Annotated in this window: 14 protein-coding genes; 10 read left to right on the forward strand and 4 right to left on the reverse strand. The window is 56.5% G+C overall.

Annotation, left to right across the window (positions count from 1 at the left end):
* Positions 1-54: 54 nt before the first annotated feature.
* Both RDV48_16635 and RDV48_16640 read right to left on the reverse strand, forming a co-directional pair.
* A complete protein-coding gene (locus tag RDV48_16635; protein ID MDQ7824430.1) occupies positions 55-1,785 on the reverse strand; it encodes an ATPase, T2SS/T4P/T4SS family in 1,731 nt (576 codons plus the stop codon).
* A gap of 150 nt (positions 1,786-1,935) precedes the next feature.
* Positions 1,936-2,436 (reverse strand): hypothetical protein, encoded by a 501-nt coding sequence (locus tag RDV48_16640; GenBank protein ID MDQ7824431.1) that lies wholly within the window; start codon positions 2,434-2,436, stop codon positions 1,936-1,938.
* Between the two features lie 208 nt (positions 2,437-2,644).
* Between RDV48_16640 and RDV48_16645 the strand changes: the two genes are divergently transcribed.
* A complete protein-coding gene (locus tag RDV48_16645; GenBank protein ID MDQ7824432.1) occupies positions 2,645-3,697 on the forward strand; it encodes a succinylglutamate desuccinylase/aspartoacylase family protein in 1,053 nt (350 codons plus the stop codon).
* 6 nt (positions 3,698-3,703) lie between these two features.
* Here the strand turns inward: RDV48_16645 and RDV48_16650 are convergent, their stop codons facing one another.
* On the reverse strand, positions 3,704-6,235 hold the full coding sequence (locus RDV48_16650) for an FAD-linked oxidase C-terminal domain-containing protein (protein ID MDQ7824433.1): 2,532 nt from the start codon (positions 6,233-6,235) through the stop codon (positions 3,704-3,706).
* 40 nt (positions 6,236-6,275) lie between these two features.
* On the reverse strand, positions 6,276-7,535 hold the full coding sequence (gene larA / locus RDV48_16655; GenBank protein MDQ7824434.1) for a nickel-dependent lactate racemase: 1,260 nt from the start codon (positions 7,533-7,535) through the stop codon (positions 6,276-6,278).
* Positions 7,536-7,830: 295 nt separating this feature from the next.
* On the opposite strand from larA, the gene RDV48_16660 reads away from it, so the two are divergent.
* The 9 genes from RDV48_16660 (at position 7,831) to RDV48_16700 (ending at position 18,825) form a co-directional block, all read left to right on the forward strand.
* On the forward strand, positions 7,831-10,167 hold the full coding sequence (locus RDV48_16660; GenBank protein MDQ7824435.1) for a DNA translocase FtsK: 2,337 nt from the start codon (positions 7,831-7,833) through the stop codon (positions 10,165-10,167).
* A 117-nt stretch (positions 10,168-10,284) separates the two neighbouring features.
* The gene (locus RDV48_16665; GenBank protein ID MDQ7824436.1) at positions 10,285-11,820 is read left to right on the forward strand and encodes a hypothetical protein; all 1,536 of its coding nucleotides are present in this window, start codon (positions 10,285-10,287) and stop codon (positions 11,818-11,820) included.
* Positions 11,821-11,912: 92 nt separating this feature from the next.
* Positions 11,913-13,346, forward strand: a complete 1,434-nt coding sequence (locus tag RDV48_16670; GenBank protein MDQ7824437.1) for a NupC/NupG family nucleoside CNT transporter — start codon at positions 11,913-11,915, stop codon at positions 13,344-13,346.
* Positions 13,347-13,529: 183 nt separating this feature from the next.
* On the forward strand, positions 13,530-13,886 hold the full coding sequence (locus tag RDV48_16675) for a hypothetical protein (GenBank protein MDQ7824438.1): 357 nt from the start codon (positions 13,530-13,532) through the stop codon (positions 13,884-13,886).
* 1 nt (position 13,887) lies between these two features.
* Positions 13,888-14,721: a hypothetical protein gene (locus tag RDV48_16680; protein ID MDQ7824439.1), complete on the forward strand. Its 834-nt coding sequence runs from the start codon at positions 13,888-13,890 to the stop codon at positions 14,719-14,721.
* Positions 14,708-15,415, forward strand: coding sequence for a hypothetical protein (locus tag RDV48_16685; GenBank protein ID MDQ7824440.1), 708 nt, complete (start codon positions 14,708-14,710; stop codon positions 15,413-15,415). Before RDV48_16680 ends, RDV48_16685 begins: the two co-directional genes overlap by 14 nt.
* A complete protein-coding gene (locus RDV48_16690; GenBank protein MDQ7824441.1) occupies positions 15,412-16,548 on the forward strand; it encodes a DUF4350 domain-containing protein in 1,137 nt (378 codons plus the stop codon). The genes RDV48_16685 and RDV48_16690 overlap by 4 nt, the downstream gene beginning before the upstream one ends.
* 1 nt (position 16,549) lies before the next feature.
* The gene (locus RDV48_16695) at positions 16,550-17,503 is read left to right on the forward strand and encodes a MoxR family ATPase (GenBank protein ID MDQ7824442.1); all 954 of its coding nucleotides are present in this window, start codon (positions 16,550-16,552) and stop codon (positions 17,501-17,503) included.
* An 11-nt stretch (positions 17,504-17,514) separates the two neighbouring features.
* The gene (locus RDV48_16700) at positions 17,515-18,825 is read left to right on the forward strand and encodes a DUF58 domain-containing protein (protein MDQ7824443.1); all 1,311 of its coding nucleotides are present in this window, start codon (positions 17,515-17,517) and stop codon (positions 18,823-18,825) included.
* Positions 18,826-18,881 lie beyond the last annotated feature (56 nt).

Below are 18,881 nucleotides of genomic sequence, written 5' to 3' on the forward strand. Positions count from 1 at the left end.
CTTTCAGATTGCCTGCAAATTGCATGGTGCGATTACTGCGATGAGCGGAGATCGCTATTGAGGAAGGGTCTTGAAATAAGCCTGCTGCTTGCGGAGCTTGAGCTGAAGCCTCTGATATTCCTCTTCGGCAATGACTCCCTGCTCAAGGAGCTGGGAAATGGAATGGGCAAAGGTTCTCATCCCCTCGGAAGAAGCGCTTTCCAGGGAACTGTAAATCGCGCCCAGCCTGTTTTCCAGGATAAGCCGCGCTATTTCAGGGCTGTTCACCATTATCTCCAGGGCGGGCACTTTCCCCGACTCCTGTGCCGTGAGAAGTTCCGTCGTCACTATCAGCTTGAGGGTCCGCGCGATAAGGTTCTGCACCTTGTGCCGCCCCTCTCCCGCGAAAGGCTCCAGCATTTTTTCCACTGTCTTTATGCAGTTGGGGCTCATGAGGGTGCCCATCACAAGGTGGCCCGAATCGGCAGCCAGGAGAGCGTTCATAAGCATATCGGGGTTCGTGATCTCTCCGATGAAGATGATGTCAGGGTCCTTGGAGAGGGACTGGAAAAAGGCGTTGTTGATATTCGTAAAGTCGGTCCCCAGCTCACGCTGCGTAATGAGGCTCTGCTTGGTCTTAAACTCGTATTCAATGGGGCTTTCCAGGGTGATGATATGCTTCTTCTCCCTGCTGTTGACGAAATCAATACACGCGGCGGCCGTGGTGGTCTTCCCCGAGCCGTTGAGCCCCGCGAAGATTACAAGGCCATCGTCTGAAGGGATGAGCTTCTTGAGTTCCTCGGGCAGCATGAGCTCATTGAAGGGGGGGACTTCCAGGGGGTGCATCTTTATGGTGGCCGCAGGCGTTGAGCTCTGGAAGAACACGTTAATCTTGAATCTGGCTTCATTATGGACTACCGTGAAGACCACTTCCTCTTTTCTTGCCAGGGCACCCTGCTGCTCCCTCGTGAGGAGGGGGAGAATGAGGTGGGCGCAGTCTATCTCGGTGAGGAGCTTGTCGCCCACGGGAATGAGCTCATCTTCCACCTTGACCTGGGGGGGCTCATTCTTCCTGAGATGAAGCACTGTCGCCTTGTGGGTAATCATCACGTCAAGGAGATTCTCCATGGTGAAGTACAGGTCAGATTTTCTTGCCCTGTCCATCAGGGTCTCAATATAGAGATGGGTTCCCTCCGGTTCGGGAAGCTCGCCGATCTTCTGTTCAACAAAGGTCATGAGCTTGGCGGTGGCATGGAGCTCATTCAGATCTTTTTCCAGGGAAGGCTGAGCCTCGATATGTTTCTTTATCTGATCAAATCTGGTAAGGGCACTGTCTATCTTCTCCTTGAGGGAGAGGTGCTCCTTATGATATTCCTTCCCTTTCTCCGAGATCTGCTGGAGCTCTTCCAGCGTTGAATGGAGATTATCTTCAAGCCCGGTCTCATGGCGGGGCGCACTGCTCTTCGCTTCCTTTTCAAGCTCAATAATTCTCCTGGTGAGGCCTTCAAGCTCTTTTTTATGGCCTTCCACAATGGTTGCCATATCCATGACAGGCAAGGCGGTCTTTTCCACAAGGGTTTCAATATCTCCAAGACGTGCGGCAATAGTTGCCTGTGAGCTGTTCAGCTCCTCAATGAAATGCCTCAGCTCGATTGAGCTCTCGCGGGGAGCCTCTGTGTCGTCTTCTTTCTGCGGCCCGGGCTCCGCTTCGGCTTGATGACCGGGTGGCTTTTCCTGCGGGCTCTCGCCGGGGCGGGAAATCTGAAGAGCTGCTCCCTGGAATTTTTTCTTGTCCTTTTTGCTCATACTATGCTCCTCCTGGTATTGGGTGAATACCTGATAAACTGAAAAACCGGCATGAATAGAGAAACGGGGAATCCGATAAGGACCTTTCCTTATGCTGAAAATTACGACAGAGAAGGCAAATCTCCTTTTTGTGGGTCCCTCCCCCCCTTTTCAGAAGAGGCAGACTCTCCATTCGCCGTTTTCCTTTTTCATGGTGACCACGGGATTATTCCCTTCAAGCTTGATCCTTGCCATGTCACCTTCAACGGTAACCTTCTCGACTTTAAGGCTTTCGGGGTTCAGAACGGCAAGGACATCATTGCGCACCGTCGTCTTTTCCATGTTAAGCATGAAAAACTCCTTGGGGCTCATCTCCAGGATATCCTGGACGCTCACGCCGAGCTGGGGGTGCTTTATCTGCTTCTTGTCTTCAGGCGTGGCAGCGAAGTTGGCCTTGAAAGGCTTGAAGACCTTTTCCTCATAATCTTTCTGGCTTGAAAAGCTCATGCCGTTCCACACGCTCTCCCATTGCTTGTTCACAAGGGCGTTTACAAAATTCCTGAGGGCGTCCTGCGGCGAGGGTGTTTTTGCACAGGAGGGCACAACAAGAAGGAGGCCAGCACAAAGTGCCAGCAGAACGAATGAGCGGAAGCATATCCTTGTAGAGTTCACCTGAATCTTCCTTGCCTGACAGAGAAAAGCCGGCTCTGCGAAGGTTTTTGGAGTCTCCGGCCCTGAGCCCACCCCGCTCTGTAAATGCGGAGAGCTGAAAACAATGTGGGCTCCCGGTAAATTTCGATTTTCCATATGATATTACCTTTTTTCCCCGGAATCACCCTGGAGCCTCCCCTCTGCAAAGGAGGTAAGTGGAGCAAGGATTTTGAATAGTACCGACGGGGAGAGAGGGCTCTCCCTGACTGAATGTGAGGGCGCCGCGATGAACAGCACCAAGGATGTTCAGAGGATAAGATATTCATTTCTCAGGATTATGACTGGCTCCGACCTCTCGGTGAGGCGCCTTCCGCTCATGGAGATCAGGAGCATCAACGAGGGGCCCATGGTGTGGCTCACCGCCTGCGCCCATGGCGACGAGGTGGGGGGAGTGGTCATCATACAGGAGATTTTCAAGCGCCTCAGGAAAAGCCCTCTCCTGCGCGGCTCGGTCTGTGCCTTTCCCATGATGAACCCCCTCGGCTTTGAGCTTGCCTCCAGGAACATCACGCCCAGCATGGAGGATCTGAACCGCTCTTTCCCGGGGAACAGGGCCGGTTCCTTTGCCGAGAGAATTGCCGACCTCATATTCAGCACCATCATCGCCTCAAATCCGGCCCTGGTGCTCGATCTCCATAATGACTGGCGCCAGTCGATTCCCTATGCCCTCATTGACCCGTACCCCGGCCTTTCCCACATAGAGGCCTATGAGAGGGCGAAAACCATCGGGCTCAAGAGCGGCTTTGTGTTGATCAGCGAGCACAAGGACTCGCCCGATTCAATCGGATGGGAAAGGACCCTCAGCGGGAGCCTCATCAAGCACGGGATACCTGCTCTCACGCTGGAACTGGGTGAATCATGCGTAGTCAATGAGGAAAATGTGAGATACGGCGTAAGCTCAATATGGAACATCCTGGCAGACAAGGGCATGGTGAACGACGAGGGCGAGTCTTCTGTCTTCAGGCTCCCTCTTCAGTTCAATGACAGGATTCTGAGGTATTCCCACCAGCCCGTATGCCCTGTGAGCGGAATCGTGAGGTTTTCCGTGAAACCCGGTGACGTCGTGAGGAGAGGGCAGACTGTCGCCAGGATATACGGTGTCTTCGGGAGGCTCCAGGCCACCATACCGGCCCAGGAGAAGGCCATCGTGCTCGGAATCTCCGATTCCTCCGTGGCCTTCCCCGGTGTTCCCATCATTGCCTTTGGAATGCTCCAGGCCTGAAGGCCCCTATTTCAGGGCGGCCAGCAGCAGGTCCCAGAGATTCTTCACCGTCATGGGGGTCTCCCCGGGCTCCCATTTCCTTGCTGCCGCCGACTTTTTAAGGGTTACCTCGCAGGTGGGGCAGGGAGTGACAATGACTGCGGCTCCTGTTTTGGCAGCCTGCCTTACGCGGTCCGCCGCTATGGCGTCCGAGAGGGGCATGTCGGTGACCAGGAGGCCTCCTCCTCCGCCGCAGCAACGGGAGACGTTCCCCTTGAGCTCCATCTCCTTGATGGCGAAGCCCAGGCTTTTTATGAGGTTCCTTGGCGTCTCCGTGAAGCCCAGTATCCTTGAGAAGTGGCAGGGGTCATGGTAAGTGACGGTCCCCTCGCTCTTTGCCGGCGAGGCCGAGGCCATAAGCTTTTCCACGAGAGTGAGGACATGGGCGCAGTCAAAGCCATACTCCTCCTTGATGAAGGCCTGGCAGGTGGGGCAGAGGGCATAGATGGGCTGGCCCTTGTAGTTACCGAATTTTTCCAGGAAGCGCTCCTTCTGCTTCTCGAAATCCTCGGTAAAGCCCAGGTTCTTCAGAGTAAAGCCGCAGCATGTCTCTTTTTCTATGCGGGGCTTTACGCCGAGAGCCTTGAGGACCTTCAATATTTTCCTGGTCATGTTGGTCCTTGAGGCGAACTGGCACCCCACGTAAAGGAGCACCTCGCCCTGCTGCGGTTCGATGAACGACGAGGGATCGCCGTAGATGTTCCCCGACTCCATCACGTTTTTCACAAGGGCCTTGTGGTTTTCCATGGCGAACCCTGCTTTGACGGCCTCGGCACGGGCCGATTCCACTATGGGGACTATGTCGATCCCCGAGGGACAGCGCCTGGTGCAGTCCATGCAGCCCGTGCACTGGAAGAGGCGCTCTGCCGTGTGGGCGTCAAGGGGCACGTCTCCCTGGAGGATGCCGTAAGAGAGGACCACTTTCCCGCGGGCCACGCAGGTGTCCTGGATCTTCTGGGTGAATATGGGGCACACGGACTTGCAGAAGCCGCAGTAAGTGCAGGAGTGAAGGTCCCAGGCGTGCTTTCCGAGGGTGGTGAACTTCCCCGGAGGCCTGTCGCCCACGGGGTAACGGAGGTGGGCGATTATCCCCTCCTCGTAATCCATCATTTTCCCAGGATTCAGGATGTTATTGGGGTCAAAGAGGCGCTTCAGCTTCTTTGAGAACTCTATCATGTCGGCGCGCTCTTTTCTGTAGAAAGGCGCCTTGGTGATCGATATGCCATGCTCGCCCGTAATAGTGCCGCCCAGTTTCAGCACTTCTTCGAATACTTCTTCTGTCGCCTTTTCCGCCGCGTCCCACTGCTCCTTTTTCAAGGGATCAATGAGGAACTTGGTGTGAAGGTTTCCGTCGCCTGCGTGGCCGTATGTGGGAATAAGGACCCCGTACTTCTCGGCGACGCGGTGGAATGCCTTCACCGCGTCGGGGACCTTGGAGATGGGGACTGCCATATCGTCGGCAAGCATCACGGTCACCAGGTCAGGCCTGTATTTTGAGAGGGAGGGGATCATGCCTTTCCGGGCTTTCTGAAGCTCCTCGATCTTCTTCGCGTCATCGGTGAACTCAACGGATATCGCCCCCGTTGCCTTCGCCACCGAAGCCACGCTCTCTATCTCCTCGGCCACGGAGCCGGGATGGCCGTCAACTTCGATGAAGCAGAGGGCCTCGGCCTCGGGGAGGCTCATCTTCATAGCCTTATTGACAGCCTTGATGCAGATGCTGTCCATCAGCTCGAGGGAGGCGGGGAGTATGGGATGGGCTATGATGTTGGAGACGCATTTCCCCGCCGTCTCAAGGTTGTCGAAGGCCGCCATGGCCATGGCCTTCTTTTTGGGAAGGGGGACCACCTTGAGAGTGACTTCCGTCACCACTGCCAGGGTGCCCTCGCTGGCGGGGAGAAGCCTCTCGAACTGGTAGCCCGAGGCGCTCTTGAGGGTCCTGGTCCCCAGGTGCACTATCTCGCCCGTGGGCATCACCGCCTCGACGCCGAGAATGTAGTCCCTTGTGGCCCCGTACTTGATTGCATGGACTCCCGAGGCGTTACAGACCACCATGCCGCCTATGGTGCAGGCCTCGCCGCTCCCGGGATCGGGGGGAAAGAAGAATTTGTGAGGCTTGAGGGCGTCGTTCAGGGCGGCATACACCACGCCGGGCTCAACGACACAGTAAAGATCCTGCACGCGGATCTCCCGGATCTTGTTCATCCTCTGCATATCAAGAACAAGGCCTCCATGAAGAGGGATTGCATGGCCGCACATTGCGGTTCCCGCACCTCTGGGAGTCACGGGAACAAGGTGCTTGTTGGCAAGCTTTAAAACCTGAGAGACCTCTTCGGCAGAGAGCACGACGGCCACAATCTGGGGTGTCTTACGGTGAATCGAGGCATCGGCGCCATAAGCATAAAGCTCCGCGGGATGCTTCAGGATGCGGTCTGCCGGGATGATTTCTTCAAGCTCATTGACAAATCCGCTGTTCAGTGCCTTTTCAAGTGTTTTCATTGCCGTGACTCCTTTTCCAGTATGTTTTCCTGTCCCTGTTCTACACGGTGCCGCAGGCTTTCCCCGAGAGCTCGGGCACCACCATGCTCCCGTCCATGAGGATTACCACCGAAGCCCCTGCCCCCTTCTCCTGGAGTGCCTTTTCAAGGGCTTCCTGCACCGTGGGGAAAGGCTTCATGAACATTCTGTGGATGATGGGAGGGTCTATGTCTGTCACCGTCCATATCGATGCGTGCTCCAGGACCTCTGCAAGCTTTGCCGCTTTGTGGTAGCCAAGCTTATACCCCTCGCCAATTCTGCTGAGGGTTTCGGCAGGGCTTCCTGTTGAGGCCATGAGGCTGATGAAATCATCGGAACCGGTTCCCGTTCTGCACTTCGAGACAAGGATGAGGATGCCGCCCTCTTTCACGGCAAGCTTTCCGTTGTCTATTGCCTTCTGCGACTGGTAGAGATCGATGTCGCAGGGCTTTGTGGCCACGGTGATGACTATGTCGGCCCTCTCGTCAAGGGGGGCGCAGAAAATATCCTTTGCCTTTTCAACTGCCGGTGCCATGGAGGCGAAAAGGTCGCCGCACACGACGTCGTAAAGCTTATGGGAGCCGTCAAGCACCGTGAGTACTGAGAAGATTTCCTTGCGGACCATCTTTGCGGACTCCTCAATGTCTTCATGGACAGGATTTCCTGCAAGGGCAAGCGTCGTTGCCTCAGGACGGAGGGCAAGGCGGTGGTTTCCCGTGACGGTTGCAAGCCCTGCGATGCCGGGGTTCAGCGATTTTCTTCCCCCTGTATAGCCTGCAAAATAATGAGGCTCTACGGAAGTGATGACAAGCACCTTGTCAAACTCACCGAGAGCCTTGTTGAGATACACTTCCGTGCCGAAGGATGTGGTGCCGTAATGGACAAGGCTTTCATTATCGCGGCAGTCATGGATGATGAGGTTTTTCCTTATCCATTCAAGGTGCCTTCCGAATATCTGGTTCAGTTCCTCATCGGAGGGTCCCCGGTGGGTTCCCGTGGCGATTATGAAGGCGTGGCGCCTTCCTTTCAGGTAAGGCTCCAGGTGATCAAGGATGAGGGGCGTGGGAGTGGGCCTGGTGGCGTCATTGACGATGATGAGCACAGAGTGGGAGCTTTCGAGGAACTCCCCCAGGGGCGGCGCTTTCACCGGCTCCTCCAGGGCTTTTTTGATGTCCACCTTCTCCGAGGCGCCTGAATGGCGCGGGCTCAGCACCGTGGCGCGGTGGCCGGCGGGAATGCTGAGGGGCATGGTGTCGTCTCCGTAAGGTATATCAAGCATCATACGTGGTACCTCCCCTTATTGCAAGTATCTGAAACAGGCCCCGGTGTTCTCTCTCTTTTATACTGGGGGAGCAGTGAGTCCCTTGCTCCCTTCCTAATTATCTTTCGTGACAAAAGCCGCCGCTCCTTCAGCATTGCGCGCCATCTTTCGCCGGGGAGCGCGGTGGAGAAAAATATGCCCTCGAGCAGGCGGCAAAGTGACGCTCCTCCATGATCGGCGTTAATTCTTGATTTCAACGCTTCGAATTCCATTTTTCCCTGCAGGGATTTTCATGGCCAGGGAGAATTATGGCCCTATGGCACAGGGTACAGCAGGCGGCAAATCAAAGAGCGGCAACGGCAGGACGGGAGCGGCGCCAAGGACCCGGAAGCAGAAGACGTCCCAGGCGAAGCAGGAAAAGCCGCGCAAGGAGTTCCCATGGCACGAAATCCTGGGGATTTTCTTCATCGCTGCGGGATTTTTCCTGATGTACTGCACCATCAACCCGGTGCTCTCGGGGAATATAGGCTACAAACTGGGCTCGGCCATCAACGGGCTCATGGGATGGGCCGGCTTCAGCGTGCCTTTCCTGGTTATAATCATCGGTGCCAGGTTCATCTACCCCTTCAGGATGCGGGTACTGGTTCTCACTTCACTGCTCGTGCTGGTCTGTGTATGGAGCGCCGAGGTGATGAGAAACCTCATGAGAGGAAGCGGCAGTATCTGGGGCAGGACCCTCAAGGACCTCATGGTGAAAAATGTCGGCATAATCGGGACCTATATTATCATGGACGTAGTATGCATGGCATCGCTCCTCCTTTTCGTGGGCCTCTCCGTAAGGGACATCATAGATCTTCTCATAAAGCTTGGGAAAGCTCTCGCCAAGGCGCTGGGCTTCCTCTGGAAGATCATCGCTGCCGCTGCCACGGCCCTTGGCAGGGGTGCCGGCACCCTCCTTAAGACTTTGAAGTGGGGTGACAGGACACCCCGCGACGGGAAAGAGATAGTGGAAGACCTCAGGGCTGCCGCGCAGGTCTCTTTATCGATGAACCTCCAGGGGACCAGCGTCTCCGGCGGCGAAGAGGAAAGCGGCGACTATGAAGATGAAGAAGACTATGACGATGAGGAAGATGAAAAGCTCGAAGAAGATCAGACCCCTGAGGATACGGCTCCGCCGAAAGTGAAAAAGGGGAAGGCCAGAAAGACAGAGGCTGATGAGGCAGGGGAGTATGCTTACAAGATCCCCCCCCTCACGATGCTTGAAGACGTGGACAGCCCGAGATCGAAGAAGAGCCCCCGCGATTATTCCAGGATCCTTGTGGACACCCTGGCGAGCTTCGGCGTGCAGGCATCGGTCATCAACATCGAAAGAGGGCCCTCGGTGACCCGCTATGAGCTCCAGCCTGGCCCGGGAGTGAAGGTGAACAAGTTCACGAGCCTGCAGAACGACATTGCCCTTGTGCTGGCGGCGCAGATAAGGATAGAAGCTCCTGTCCCCGGCAAATCCTGCGTGGGCATAGAGGTACCCAACGAGCGCATCGACATGGTCACTGTCAAGGAGATGCTCTCGGCAGAAGAGTTCCAGCGCAGGGATCTCATCCTTCCCGTGGCCCTCGGGAAGGATATTACGGGCAAGCCCATCATAGGAGACCTGGTGAAGATGCCTCACCTCCTTGTGGCGGGCTCCACCGGCTCAGGAAAAAGTGTCTGCGTGAACTGCATCATAGCGAGCCTCCTCTTTCACGCTTTTCCCACGACGGTGCAGATGGTGATGATTGATCCCAAGCGTGTCGAGCTCTCGATATACGAGGGCATTCCCCACCTTATCGATATCAAGGCCACTCCCGACAAGAAAATCATCACCGATCCCAAGATAGCCACCCTTGTGCTGCAGCAGATGACGGAAATCATGGCGGGCCGCTATGATGAGTTCAGCAAGGTAAAGGCGAGGAATATTTTTGAATACAATAAAAAGGCTCCAGTGCCTCTCCCTTACCTTCTTGTCATAGTCGATGAGCTTGCCGATCTCATGATGGTCTCCTCCCAGTCCGTGGAGAAGCACATCTGCCGCCTTGCGCAGCTGGGGAGGGCCGCCGGCATCCACCTCATTCTCGCCACGCAGCGCCCCTCCGTGGACGTCATTACAGGCCTCATCAAGGTGAATGTCCCGTCCAGGATTGCCTTTGCCGTCACCTCGCAGGTCGATTCCAGGACAATCCTCGACAGGGTCGGGGCGGAAAAGCTGCTGGGCAAGGGCGATATGCTTTATCTTCCCAGCGATGCCGCCGCCCCGAAAAGGGTCCAGGGCGCCTACATAAGCAGCGAGGATATAGAAGCCATAGTGGCATTCTGGCAGGAGCAGCCTCCCCCTGATAACCTCGTGCCTATCTCCGTTGAGCCCAGGGACATCGCCTCGGGCGGTGAAGGCGGCGAAGACGATGACAGCGAGGATGAGCTTTACCCGGAAGCCCTCAGGATCATCCTTGCCGAGCGCCACGCATCGGTCTCGATCCTGCAGAGAAAGCTCAAGATTGGCTATGCCCGCGCCGGTCGCCTCATTGACCTGATGGAGCGCAAGGGCATCGTGGGCCCTGCCGACGGCAGCAAGGCCCGCAAAATCATTGTCGGCACCACCGATGCCGCGCAGAATTGAACAGTCGCGCGCGATGAGATAAAATTCTCCTCTGCGGGTGTTGATTCGAAACAGGATCTGTTATATAATGAAAAGGAATTTCTGTTCTCCAATATTTATCCGAAAGGGTGGGCCAAGATGAATAAAAAGAAATATTCGTTATTTTCGGGATTTGGAGCTCAGCTCTCTCTTTTTTTTATTGTTCTCTACACGATAAGCCTTTTGGCGGGGGGATGCGGCTCAGGAGTAGCTGGAGGCGGCGGGGACCCGTCAGGGAATGGAAGCGGTCTGAACTCCCTGTGGGGAGGTACTGCCGGTACAGCCAGGCTTGTCATCAAGCTCTCATTCCCCCATAAGGGCACACGCGGTTTCGTAGCAGTCAGGAGCGAGGCCCCCGGAGGGAAAAGCTGCTCCATCCTCCGCGAGGTCCCTGCGGACACCTCTTATTTTACCGTCAGCGTCTGCAAGCAGGGCACCACAGAGAGTGTTGTGCCCTCAGTGCGCGTTGACAAGCCTGCCACGGGAGTTGAAGCCACGGCAACGGTAGAGAACGTGCCCATCGGCTGGAAGACCGTAAGGGTTGAAGCGGACAATGCATCGGGTCAGGCAATCGCATGGGGTTCCTCGGACGTGGATGTCGTGACAGGCGAGAACCCTGAGATGAACATGGCCCTTTCGACCGTATCACCCACTCCTTCGCCTTCAGTATCGCCCACTCCTTCGCCTTCGGTGTCACCTTCTCCCTCACCGTCAGTATCGCCTTCGCCTGCCACGACACCCTGGCAGACCCTTGCCGGAACGGGCGGCAATCCTCTCAACGCCGTCACTTTCTCAGGTGCCAGCACCGGCTGGGCCGTGGGAGGAAACGGGCAGATCAGCGTCACCACCGACGGGGGAAACAACTGGAGCGGCTTCTCCAAGGGGAGCGATCATCTTTACGGCATCTCCATGGTGGATAACACCACCGGGTGGGCCGTGGGTGGGTCGTCCGGTGCGATGATCTATAAAACCACTAATGGGGGCGCCACCGCATCAGACTGGACAGCGCAGGAATCACCGGCCACCAAGCCCCTTTACGGCGTTTCCTTCTCAGACAGCAATATCGGTACAGTGGTTGGCGACCGCGGGGGAGATTCACCCGCATACAGCACCACCGATGGTGGTACGACATGGATCGTTACGAGTAATCAGTTTGATTATGCACCAGGTGATTTGAGAGCGGTTGATATGGCGAGCGCTGATGAAGGCGTGGTAGTAGGCCTTAAAGGGGGAATATTCAATAAGCACAATGGAAGATGGGCTTATGCTTTTAGTCCGCCCACCAAGGAAAATCTTTACGCGGTCTGCTATTTCGATTCAGCACACATATGGGCCGTGGGGGATAACGGTACCGTAGTCTTTTCCAGCGATGAAGGCAACAATTGGGCGCTGAATCCCTCCGTCGGCACCGAGAGCCTGAGGGGAGTCTACTTTGCCGACGCGAATAACGGCTGGGTCGTGGGGCTCGGCGGCAGGATTTACTCCACCGGCGACGGCGGCTCGACGTGGACCTCCCAGACCTCGGGCACCAGCGATGACCTCCGCGGCATCTTCATGACCAGTTCCCTGAACGGCTTCGCGGCAGGAGGCAACTCGTCATCGCTCTTGCTGCGCACCTTTACCGGCGGGAAATAGGGCCCCTGTAAAGGAATCACCGGCACGATCACGAATGATAGGGAAGGACCCCTCGGGGTGCTTCCCTATTCTTAAGCGGCAGGTGAGAAATCATGGCAGATTCTCCTCTCGGGCAGCTGGTGAGCCTTTTAGGGATCGTGGTGACAGTGGGCATTGCGGTCCTTCTCTCAAGGGACCGCAGGAAGATACGGTGGCAGATAATCGCGAGCGGCCTGGGACTCCAGTTCCTCTTCGCCCTCATAGTGCTGAAGACGGCGCCGGGCCAGATCTTTTTCTCCATTATCAATACCTTTGTGGTGAAGCTCCTGGATTTTACCACGAAAGGCTCCTCATTTCTCTTCGGCGGCCTTGTGACTGACACTAAGAGCTTCGGCTTCATCTTCGCCTTCCAGGTCCTTCCCACGATAATCTTCTTCTCGTCATTCATGAACATTCTCTATTACCTGGGCATCATGCAGAAGATAGTGCAGCTTGTTGCCAAGGGGATCATAAAGATAATGGGCACGAGCGGCGCCGAGACCCTTTGCGGCTCGGCGAACATCTTCGTGGGCCAGACGGAGGCGCCCCTCTTCATACGGCCTTACCTGGAGTCCATGACAAAGTCGGAGCTCCTGGCCGTCATGACGGGAGGATTTGCCACCATTGCCGCAGGCGTGATGGCCGCTTACGTGGGGATGCTCAATTCAATGTTTCCCGACGCTGCGGGGCACCTCCTGGCGGCAAGCGTCATGTCGGCACCGGCAGCGCTGATGATGGCCAAGATAATCATGCCTGAGACTGAGCAGCCTGAGACCATGGGCACGGTGAAGATGGATCTTCCAAAAAATGACGCCAATGTAATTGATGCCGCTGCCAACGGCGCCTCAACAGGCCTTCAGCTTGCCCTGAACGTAGGCGGCATGCTCCTTGCCTTCATCGCCCTCATTGCTCTCCTCAACTACTGCCTCGAATGGACGGGAAACCTTTTCGGCATGCTTTTCCATACCACCGTTACCCTCAACTTTGAGACAGTCTTCGGGACCCTCTTCTCGCCTGTGGCGTGGGTGCTGGGAGTGCCCTGGAAAGACTGCCCGGTAGTCGGGAACCTTCTGGCGAAAGTGCTGGTCATCAACGAGTTCGTGGCTTACAGCGACCTCTCGGCGATTCTGAGGGACAATGTGGTGAACCTGTCGCCGCGCTCGGTGGTGATTGCCACCTATGCCCTCTGCGGATTCGCCAATTTCTCTTCCATCGCGATCCAGATCGGCGGCATAGGGGTCCTTGCCCCGTCACGCCGTTCCGATCTTGCCAGGATAGGAGTCTTTGCCCTCATCGCAGGCACTCTGGCCAACTACCAGACTGCGGCCATCGCGGGGCTTCTTGTTCCCACGACGACCATCATCCATCCCCCCAAGGCCGATACCCTCAATTCCCTGAAGGACAGGGGAAAAGTGGTGCGGCGCGGGGAGTTTCCCACGAGAGACGATGCCTTCAGGCGATTCATGGGAAGCACGCCGGTAAGGGAAAGACCCTGCGGGGAAAGTTGAAGCCCTTCGATGGAATGTGCACGGAAAGTTCTCACTTTTGCACTGGTGGCGCTCTGCAGTGCCTGCCTCCTGGCAGGCTGCACGATGGGGCGCAGGATATCCTCTTCAGCGCCTGGAAGTGCGGGGCCTCAGCCGTCACCGTCGGAACTGGGCCCGCTGCCCCCCTGTCCTCCCGGGGGGAAATTGAGCAGGACCTCATTTTCTCTCCCTCTCTATCCAGATGCGTCGGTCCTCAGGTACGGTGAGGGGGGAGGCCATAATCCCGATGACAATGAGATCTCGCAGACCGTGCTTGAAATGTACACCCTTGATTCCATGGACGAGATCGTGCTCTTCTACCGGAGAGCAAAGAAAAAAATCACCATAAAGGATTTTGCCACCACCGAGGGAAGGAACATCATCATCACCGACAGCCCTACCGTGGTGCAGGGGCTCAGGCCGGGAGAGAAGGAGGGGACTACGCTTATGCTTTACCGGGACAGGCGTGAAGGAAGAACGCGGCTGATTTACACCGGCTTCCGCGCCGCGAAAGGTGACTGAGATGGAACTCCGAGCCTTCACCGTAGCCGATATTCTTGATGCCGCCGTGGAGTGCTTCTGGTCAAAAGCCCTTTATTTCATCTCTTCAGCCCTCATCGTGCAGGCCCCCCCTCTCTTGGCAGGAAGCGCATACCTCAAGACCCTTTCTTTCCGCTCAGCCGTGACCTTTCAAAATTCCCTGAAGGAGCTTGTCTCGGTGCTGCCCTTCTTTTTTCTGTCACTCTGCGCCTATACCCTGGCAAAATGGATTGTCACCATGCCGGGGAGGGACCTCGTGACGGGAGAGAAGGGATCTTTCAGGGGGAATCTGAGGGCCCTCGCGGGAAAGCTTCCTTCTCTTGCACTTTACTCCGCTCTGCTGCTGTGCATTGCCGCCCTCTTTATCGCTGTGCCCCTGCTCGTCGCGGAGAGCCTTTCTTCCAGGAAGCTGGCGTATAATGATGCCATGCTGGCGGTGCTGCTGGCATTGGCTTTATCGGGGGCGGCTGCCCTCTGGTTTTCAGTGAGATCATGCCTTGTGATCCCCGCCATGGTAGCAGAGGGCCGGGGATTTGCAGGGGGCCTCAGGCGGAGCTGGCATCTCACAGGGTCTATGGGAGCAAAAGCGCTGATTGTCTGGATATCATTGCATGGCCTCGTCATAGGCACCGCGGTGCCCCTTCTCTCTCTTTTCCCTCTCGCGGGAATGCTCTACGTGGCTGCGTTTCTTCCCGTGACAGCCCTGGGAGAGCTTTTCCTTTACTATGACAGCGTGGTGTGGCAAGAAGCCTATGATCTTGTTCTATGCGCCAGGAGCCTTCAAAAAGGTGCCGTACTTCCAGATGGAGGGATTTAATCCGGTGAACGGGGCAGCAGAGGAGTCAGATAGAATAAGGGGCGCCCTCGGCGAGATACTGCAGCAGAAGCAGTTCGAGCACCTTTCAGCGCCTTCGGAGAGCCATAATGCCTTTGATTACCTCGGAGAGGCGCTGAAGAATTTTCTCGCCCTTCCATGGGTGAAGCACACCCTTGAGTTTCTCGCCTCAGTGTGGAGCCGTGTCCTTGCTTTCTTAAAATTGCTCTTCGGGCCGCTTGCGGCAGGGGAGCGCCCTTTTTACCTGTTTGTCTTCATGGTGATCGTGCTTATGGTACTGCTCATACTCCATATTTACAGGAACCTGAAAAAGAATGTCGTCACCGAGATAAGGGAGGAGGAGAAGGAAAGCCTGCCCCTTCCCGTTCCCCGGGCAGACTTTGAAAAGAGGGCCCGGGAGCGCGAGGCCTCGGGAGAGTATCTCATGGCCATGGCAGAGATGTTCCATTCATTTCTTTACATACTCCAGAGGAAGGGCATCGCCGGCATAGGACCTTCCCTCACGGTGCGGGAGCTCGGGATGCTGCTTGAGAGGGAAGGAACTCTCGGCAGGAGGGAAAGCCTCCAGGCCCTTCTTCTTTCCTATGAGAAGAGCTTCTACGGGAAGGGGGCTCCAGACCGTGAAGCCTTCCTCGGCTTCAAGGACCTTTATGAAGGCCTGAAAAGGGAGCTATGATGAACAAGGGCAGGATTCTCTCCCTGGTATGCGCCATTACAGCCATTGTGCTGCTCCTCCTGCTGGGCGGGAAGCAGGGCGACGGCACAGTCCCGGTAAATAACTCCGTGCACAGCACCTCCCGGTGGGGCGGCAAGGTTTATTATCTTCTCCTTGAGAAGCTGGGGTGCAGGCCTTCAATTGCGGAGGTGAAGCTCTCCTGCCTCGGGATGGAAGCCGGCACGGTGATAATCCTCTCTCCCCTTACCCCTTATGACAGCGATGAGCTCATATGGCTTCGCTCATTCGTTCACCGTGGAGGGGTGCTCCTTGTCGCTGACATAGAGAACAACGATGTATTCAGGATTTTCGGCTTCACGGTGAAGGCCACGGGCGACCTTGCATCGCCAGAGGAGGTCGCACCCGTTCCCTCTGCCTCCACTGCCGGAGTGGCAAAGGCCATGGTAAAGACAGGCATACGACTCACGAGCGAGGATAAAGGGGCCTTCGAGCCTCTTCTCGCCGACGGGAGGGGCACCATCATGGCCATGAAATCTTACGGCTCAGGCAAGGTGATTGCCACGACCGCTCCAGAGATATTTTCCAATGAGATGATAAGAAGAGCCGACAACGCCATCCTCTCGGTGCATTGCCTCAGGACTGCCCCCCCGGGGAAGGCTCTCTTCTTTGACGAATACCACCACGGCTTTTCAGATGAGAAGTCCTTCCTCTCAATTATCCCGCTCTCAGTGAAACTGCTCCTCCTCCAGGTGATCATTCTTATCCTGATGCTCCTTTACAGCGTGAGCAGGAGGTGCTCGGCGCCGGTGCCTCTTTCCGCAGAAGCCGGCCGGGGCTCTTTTGAATATGTCGCCACCATGGCCGGCATTTATCAGAAAGCTCAGGCCCGCCATTCTGTGCTTTCCATGCTTGTGAGAAACTTCAGGAGGACCATGGCGAGGCTTCTCGGAATATCGCCAGAATCACCTGATGAAGTGCTGGCAGAGCGAATGGCAGAGAGGTTACAGGCCGATCAAGGGAAAATCGGTGCGGTTCTTGCAGAATGCCAGACGAGGCTGAAGGGAAAGGCACTCGATGAAAAGACCCTTCTTGGCCTTGCGAAAAAACTTGCCGCGGCAGGAAAGGAAGAGTGACATGACGCACGAAGAGCTCGGGCGTCTCTATGAGACGCTGCAGAAAGAGATGAAAAAGGTGATTGTCGGACAGGACAGGGTGATCGAGGAGCTTGCGGTGTGCTTTTTCTCAGGAGGCCATGCGCTGCTGGAGGGAGTGCCGGGAACGGCCAAGACCCTTCTCTCCAGGACGCTCTCCTGGCTTCTCAAGGGGCAGTTCAGCAGGATCCAGTTCACCCCTGATCTCATGCCCTCCGATGTGGTGGGAACCCACATATTCGACATGAAAACCCAGGAGTTCAAGCTCCAGAAAGGCCCTGTATTTACCAACTTCCTGCTGGCCGATGAGATTAACAGGACTCCTCCCAAGACCCAGTCGGCGCTGCTGGAAGCCATGGAGGAGAGACAGGCCACCATTGAGGGCGAGACCATAAAGCTCCCGGAGCCCTTCATGGTGTGTGCCACTGAGAATCCCCTTGAGTTCGAAGGCACATACCCCCTCCCCGAGGCACAGCTTGACCGCTTCATGATGAAGATCCTCATCTCCTATCCCTCCTTTGACGAGGAGCGCGAGGTGATCAGGAAGCACCATGAGGGATTCGACGCAAGGGATCTTGCCCGTGCCGGCATCAATCCCCTCGGGCGGGAGGCCTTCGACGGGGCGGGGGAGCTGATCAGGAGAGTTTCAGTCACCGAGCCTCTGATTGATTATGTCACGGAACTGGTGCGTGCCACGAGGAAAAGCTCCCAGCTCTCCATGGGTGCAAGCCCTCGCGGGAGCGTCCAGCTCCTCCTCTCCTCCAAGACCCTGGCGGCTTTGAAGGGAAGGGATTATGTGATCCCTGATGATGTCAAGGCCCTGGTCTGTCCGGTGCTCCGCCACAGGGTCATGGTAAAGGCCGAGGCTGAAATTGACGGCATCACCGCCGACAGCGTCCTCAAGGGCATCGTGGCACAGGTGAATGTGCCGCGATAGAAGGGAGCCATATGGTTTTCACGGTTCGATCGCTCCTTCTCTTTGCCCTGGCGGGAGCCCTCATGTGGCTCCTCTCGCCGGTGATTTCACCACTCGGGGGCCTCGCCGTTTTTGACGGGTGCTGGCTTGTCCTGGTGCTATGGGACTGCATCCTCACGGCTTCGAGAAGGAAGATTCTTGTGGCGCGCCGGGTTATGAGCCCCCTTTCGGTGGGCCATGAGAACACCGTGGAGATCGAGGTCTCAAACCAGGGAGCGCTCCCGGCGAAAGTGACGATCTGTGACGATGCACCCCCCGGGTGGGAGGTTTCCACCCGGGAGCTTTCCGCGGCAGTGCCGCCGGGAGGAAGTGCTTCCTGTTTCTATTCAGCGAAGCCTCTCAGGAGGGGCGACTATCAGTTCGGCTCCCTGTGGATCCGCGTTGAGGGCGTTCTCGGCCTCGTGCGCAGGCAGTTCACCATCAGTGCCCGGCAGACCGTAAAAGTGCTTCCCAATATAGCCAATGTGAGGGAATATGAGCTTCTTGCCATCAAGGGAAGGCTCCAGGAAGCAGGAATGAAGCCTGTCAGGTTTTTCGGCGGCGGCACGGAGTTCGAGTCATTGAGGGAATACCATCGAGATGATGATTTCAGGACGATAAACTGGAAGGCTTCGGCAAGGAAGGGCCGCCTGATAACGGAGCATTACGAGGTTGACCGTTCCCAGCAGATCATACTGGCCCTTGACACGGGGAGACTCATGGAGGAGGAGATCCATGGCCTCGCAAAGCTCGATCACGCGCTCAATGCCGCCCTGCTCCTCTCGTACGTTGCAATGAAAAAGGATGACCGCGTCGGCCTTGTCACTTTTTCCCGCGAGATAGGTCCCTATATGGCGCCCGGGAGGGGGAAGGGGCATTTCCTCTCGATGCTTGCCAGGGTCCGGGATCTTGCCACTTCCCGCGATGAGCCTGATTTCGGCGTATTGGCCGATTTTCTTGCATTGAAGAACAGGAAGCGGAGCCTCGTGGTGCTCTTCACCGATTTCCAGGGAGAGGAGAGTTCCAGGGCTGCCGTGGAGCACATCAGGCAGCTTTATCCGAGGCATCTCCCCCTCTGCGTGCTCCTTGGCAATCCCCGGCTCCATGAAACGGCGCAGTCCTTCCCTGAGGATTCGGGCACGGTGTACAGGAAGGCTCTCGCCCAGGAGCTGCTCTGGGAGCGGCAGGTGCTTACGGCCAGGATGAGGACCGGCGGGGTGACGGTCTTAGATGGCGATCCGGCAAGGCTTGCGCCGATGCTCATAAAGACCTATATGGAGATAAAGCATAAAATGAAGCTGTAGGCTCCAGGCTCCGATTGGCGGAGGATTCCTTGACTTATGGCCGTAACCATTGTATC

This window comes from Candidatus Eremiobacterota bacterium, assembly GCA_031082125.1.
Taxonomy (GTDB): domain Bacteria; phylum Vulcanimicrobiota; class CADAWZ01; order CADAWZ01; family Ess09-12; genus Ess09-12.

What these genes read in the sequence shown, in the direction of transcription:
- RDV48_16700 (MDQ7824443.1), top strand. Translation starts at nt 17,515, where the DNA reads ATGGTTTTCACGGTTCGATCGCTCCTTCTCTTTGCCCTGGCGGGAGCC.
- RDV48_16635 (MDQ7824430.1), bottom strand. Translation starts at nt 1,785, where the DNA reads ATGAGCAAAAAGGACAAGAAAAAATTCCAGGGAGCAGCTCTTCAGATT.
- RDV48_16690 (MDQ7824441.1), top strand. Translation starts at nt 15,412, where the DNA reads ATGATGAACAAGGGCAGGATTCTCTCCCTGGTATGCGCCATTACAGCC.
- RDV48_16660 (MDQ7824435.1), top strand. Translation starts at nt 7,831, where the DNA reads ATGGCACAGGGTACAGCAGGCGGCAAATCAAAGAGCGGCAACGGCAGG.
- RDV48_16680 (MDQ7824439.1), top strand. Translation starts at nt 13,888, where the DNA reads ATGGAACTCCGAGCCTTCACCGTAGCCGATATTCTTGATGCCGCCGTG.
- larA (MDQ7824434.1), bottom strand. Translation starts at nt 7,535, where the DNA reads ATGATGCTTGATATACCTTACGGAGACGACACCATGCCCCTCAGCATT.
- RDV48_16670 (MDQ7824437.1), top strand. Translation starts at nt 11,913, where the DNA reads ATGGCAGATTCTCCTCTCGGGCAGCTGGTGAGCCTTTTAGGGATCGTG.
- RDV48_16695 (MDQ7824442.1), top strand. Translation starts at nt 16,550, where the DNA reads ATGACGCACGAAGAGCTCGGGCGTCTCTATGAGACGCTGCAGAAAGAG.
- RDV48_16685 (MDQ7824440.1), top strand. Translation starts at nt 14,708, where the DNA reads ATGGAGGGATTTAATCCGGTGAACGGGGCAGCAGAGGAGTCAGATAGA.
- RDV48_16650 (MDQ7824433.1), bottom strand. Translation starts at nt 6,235, where the DNA reads ATGAAAACACTTGAAAAGGCACTGAACAGCGGATTTGTCAATGAGCTT.
- RDV48_16665 (MDQ7824436.1), top strand. Translation starts at nt 10,285, where the DNA reads ATGAATAAAAAGAAATATTCGTTATTTTCGGGATTTGGAGCTCAGCTC.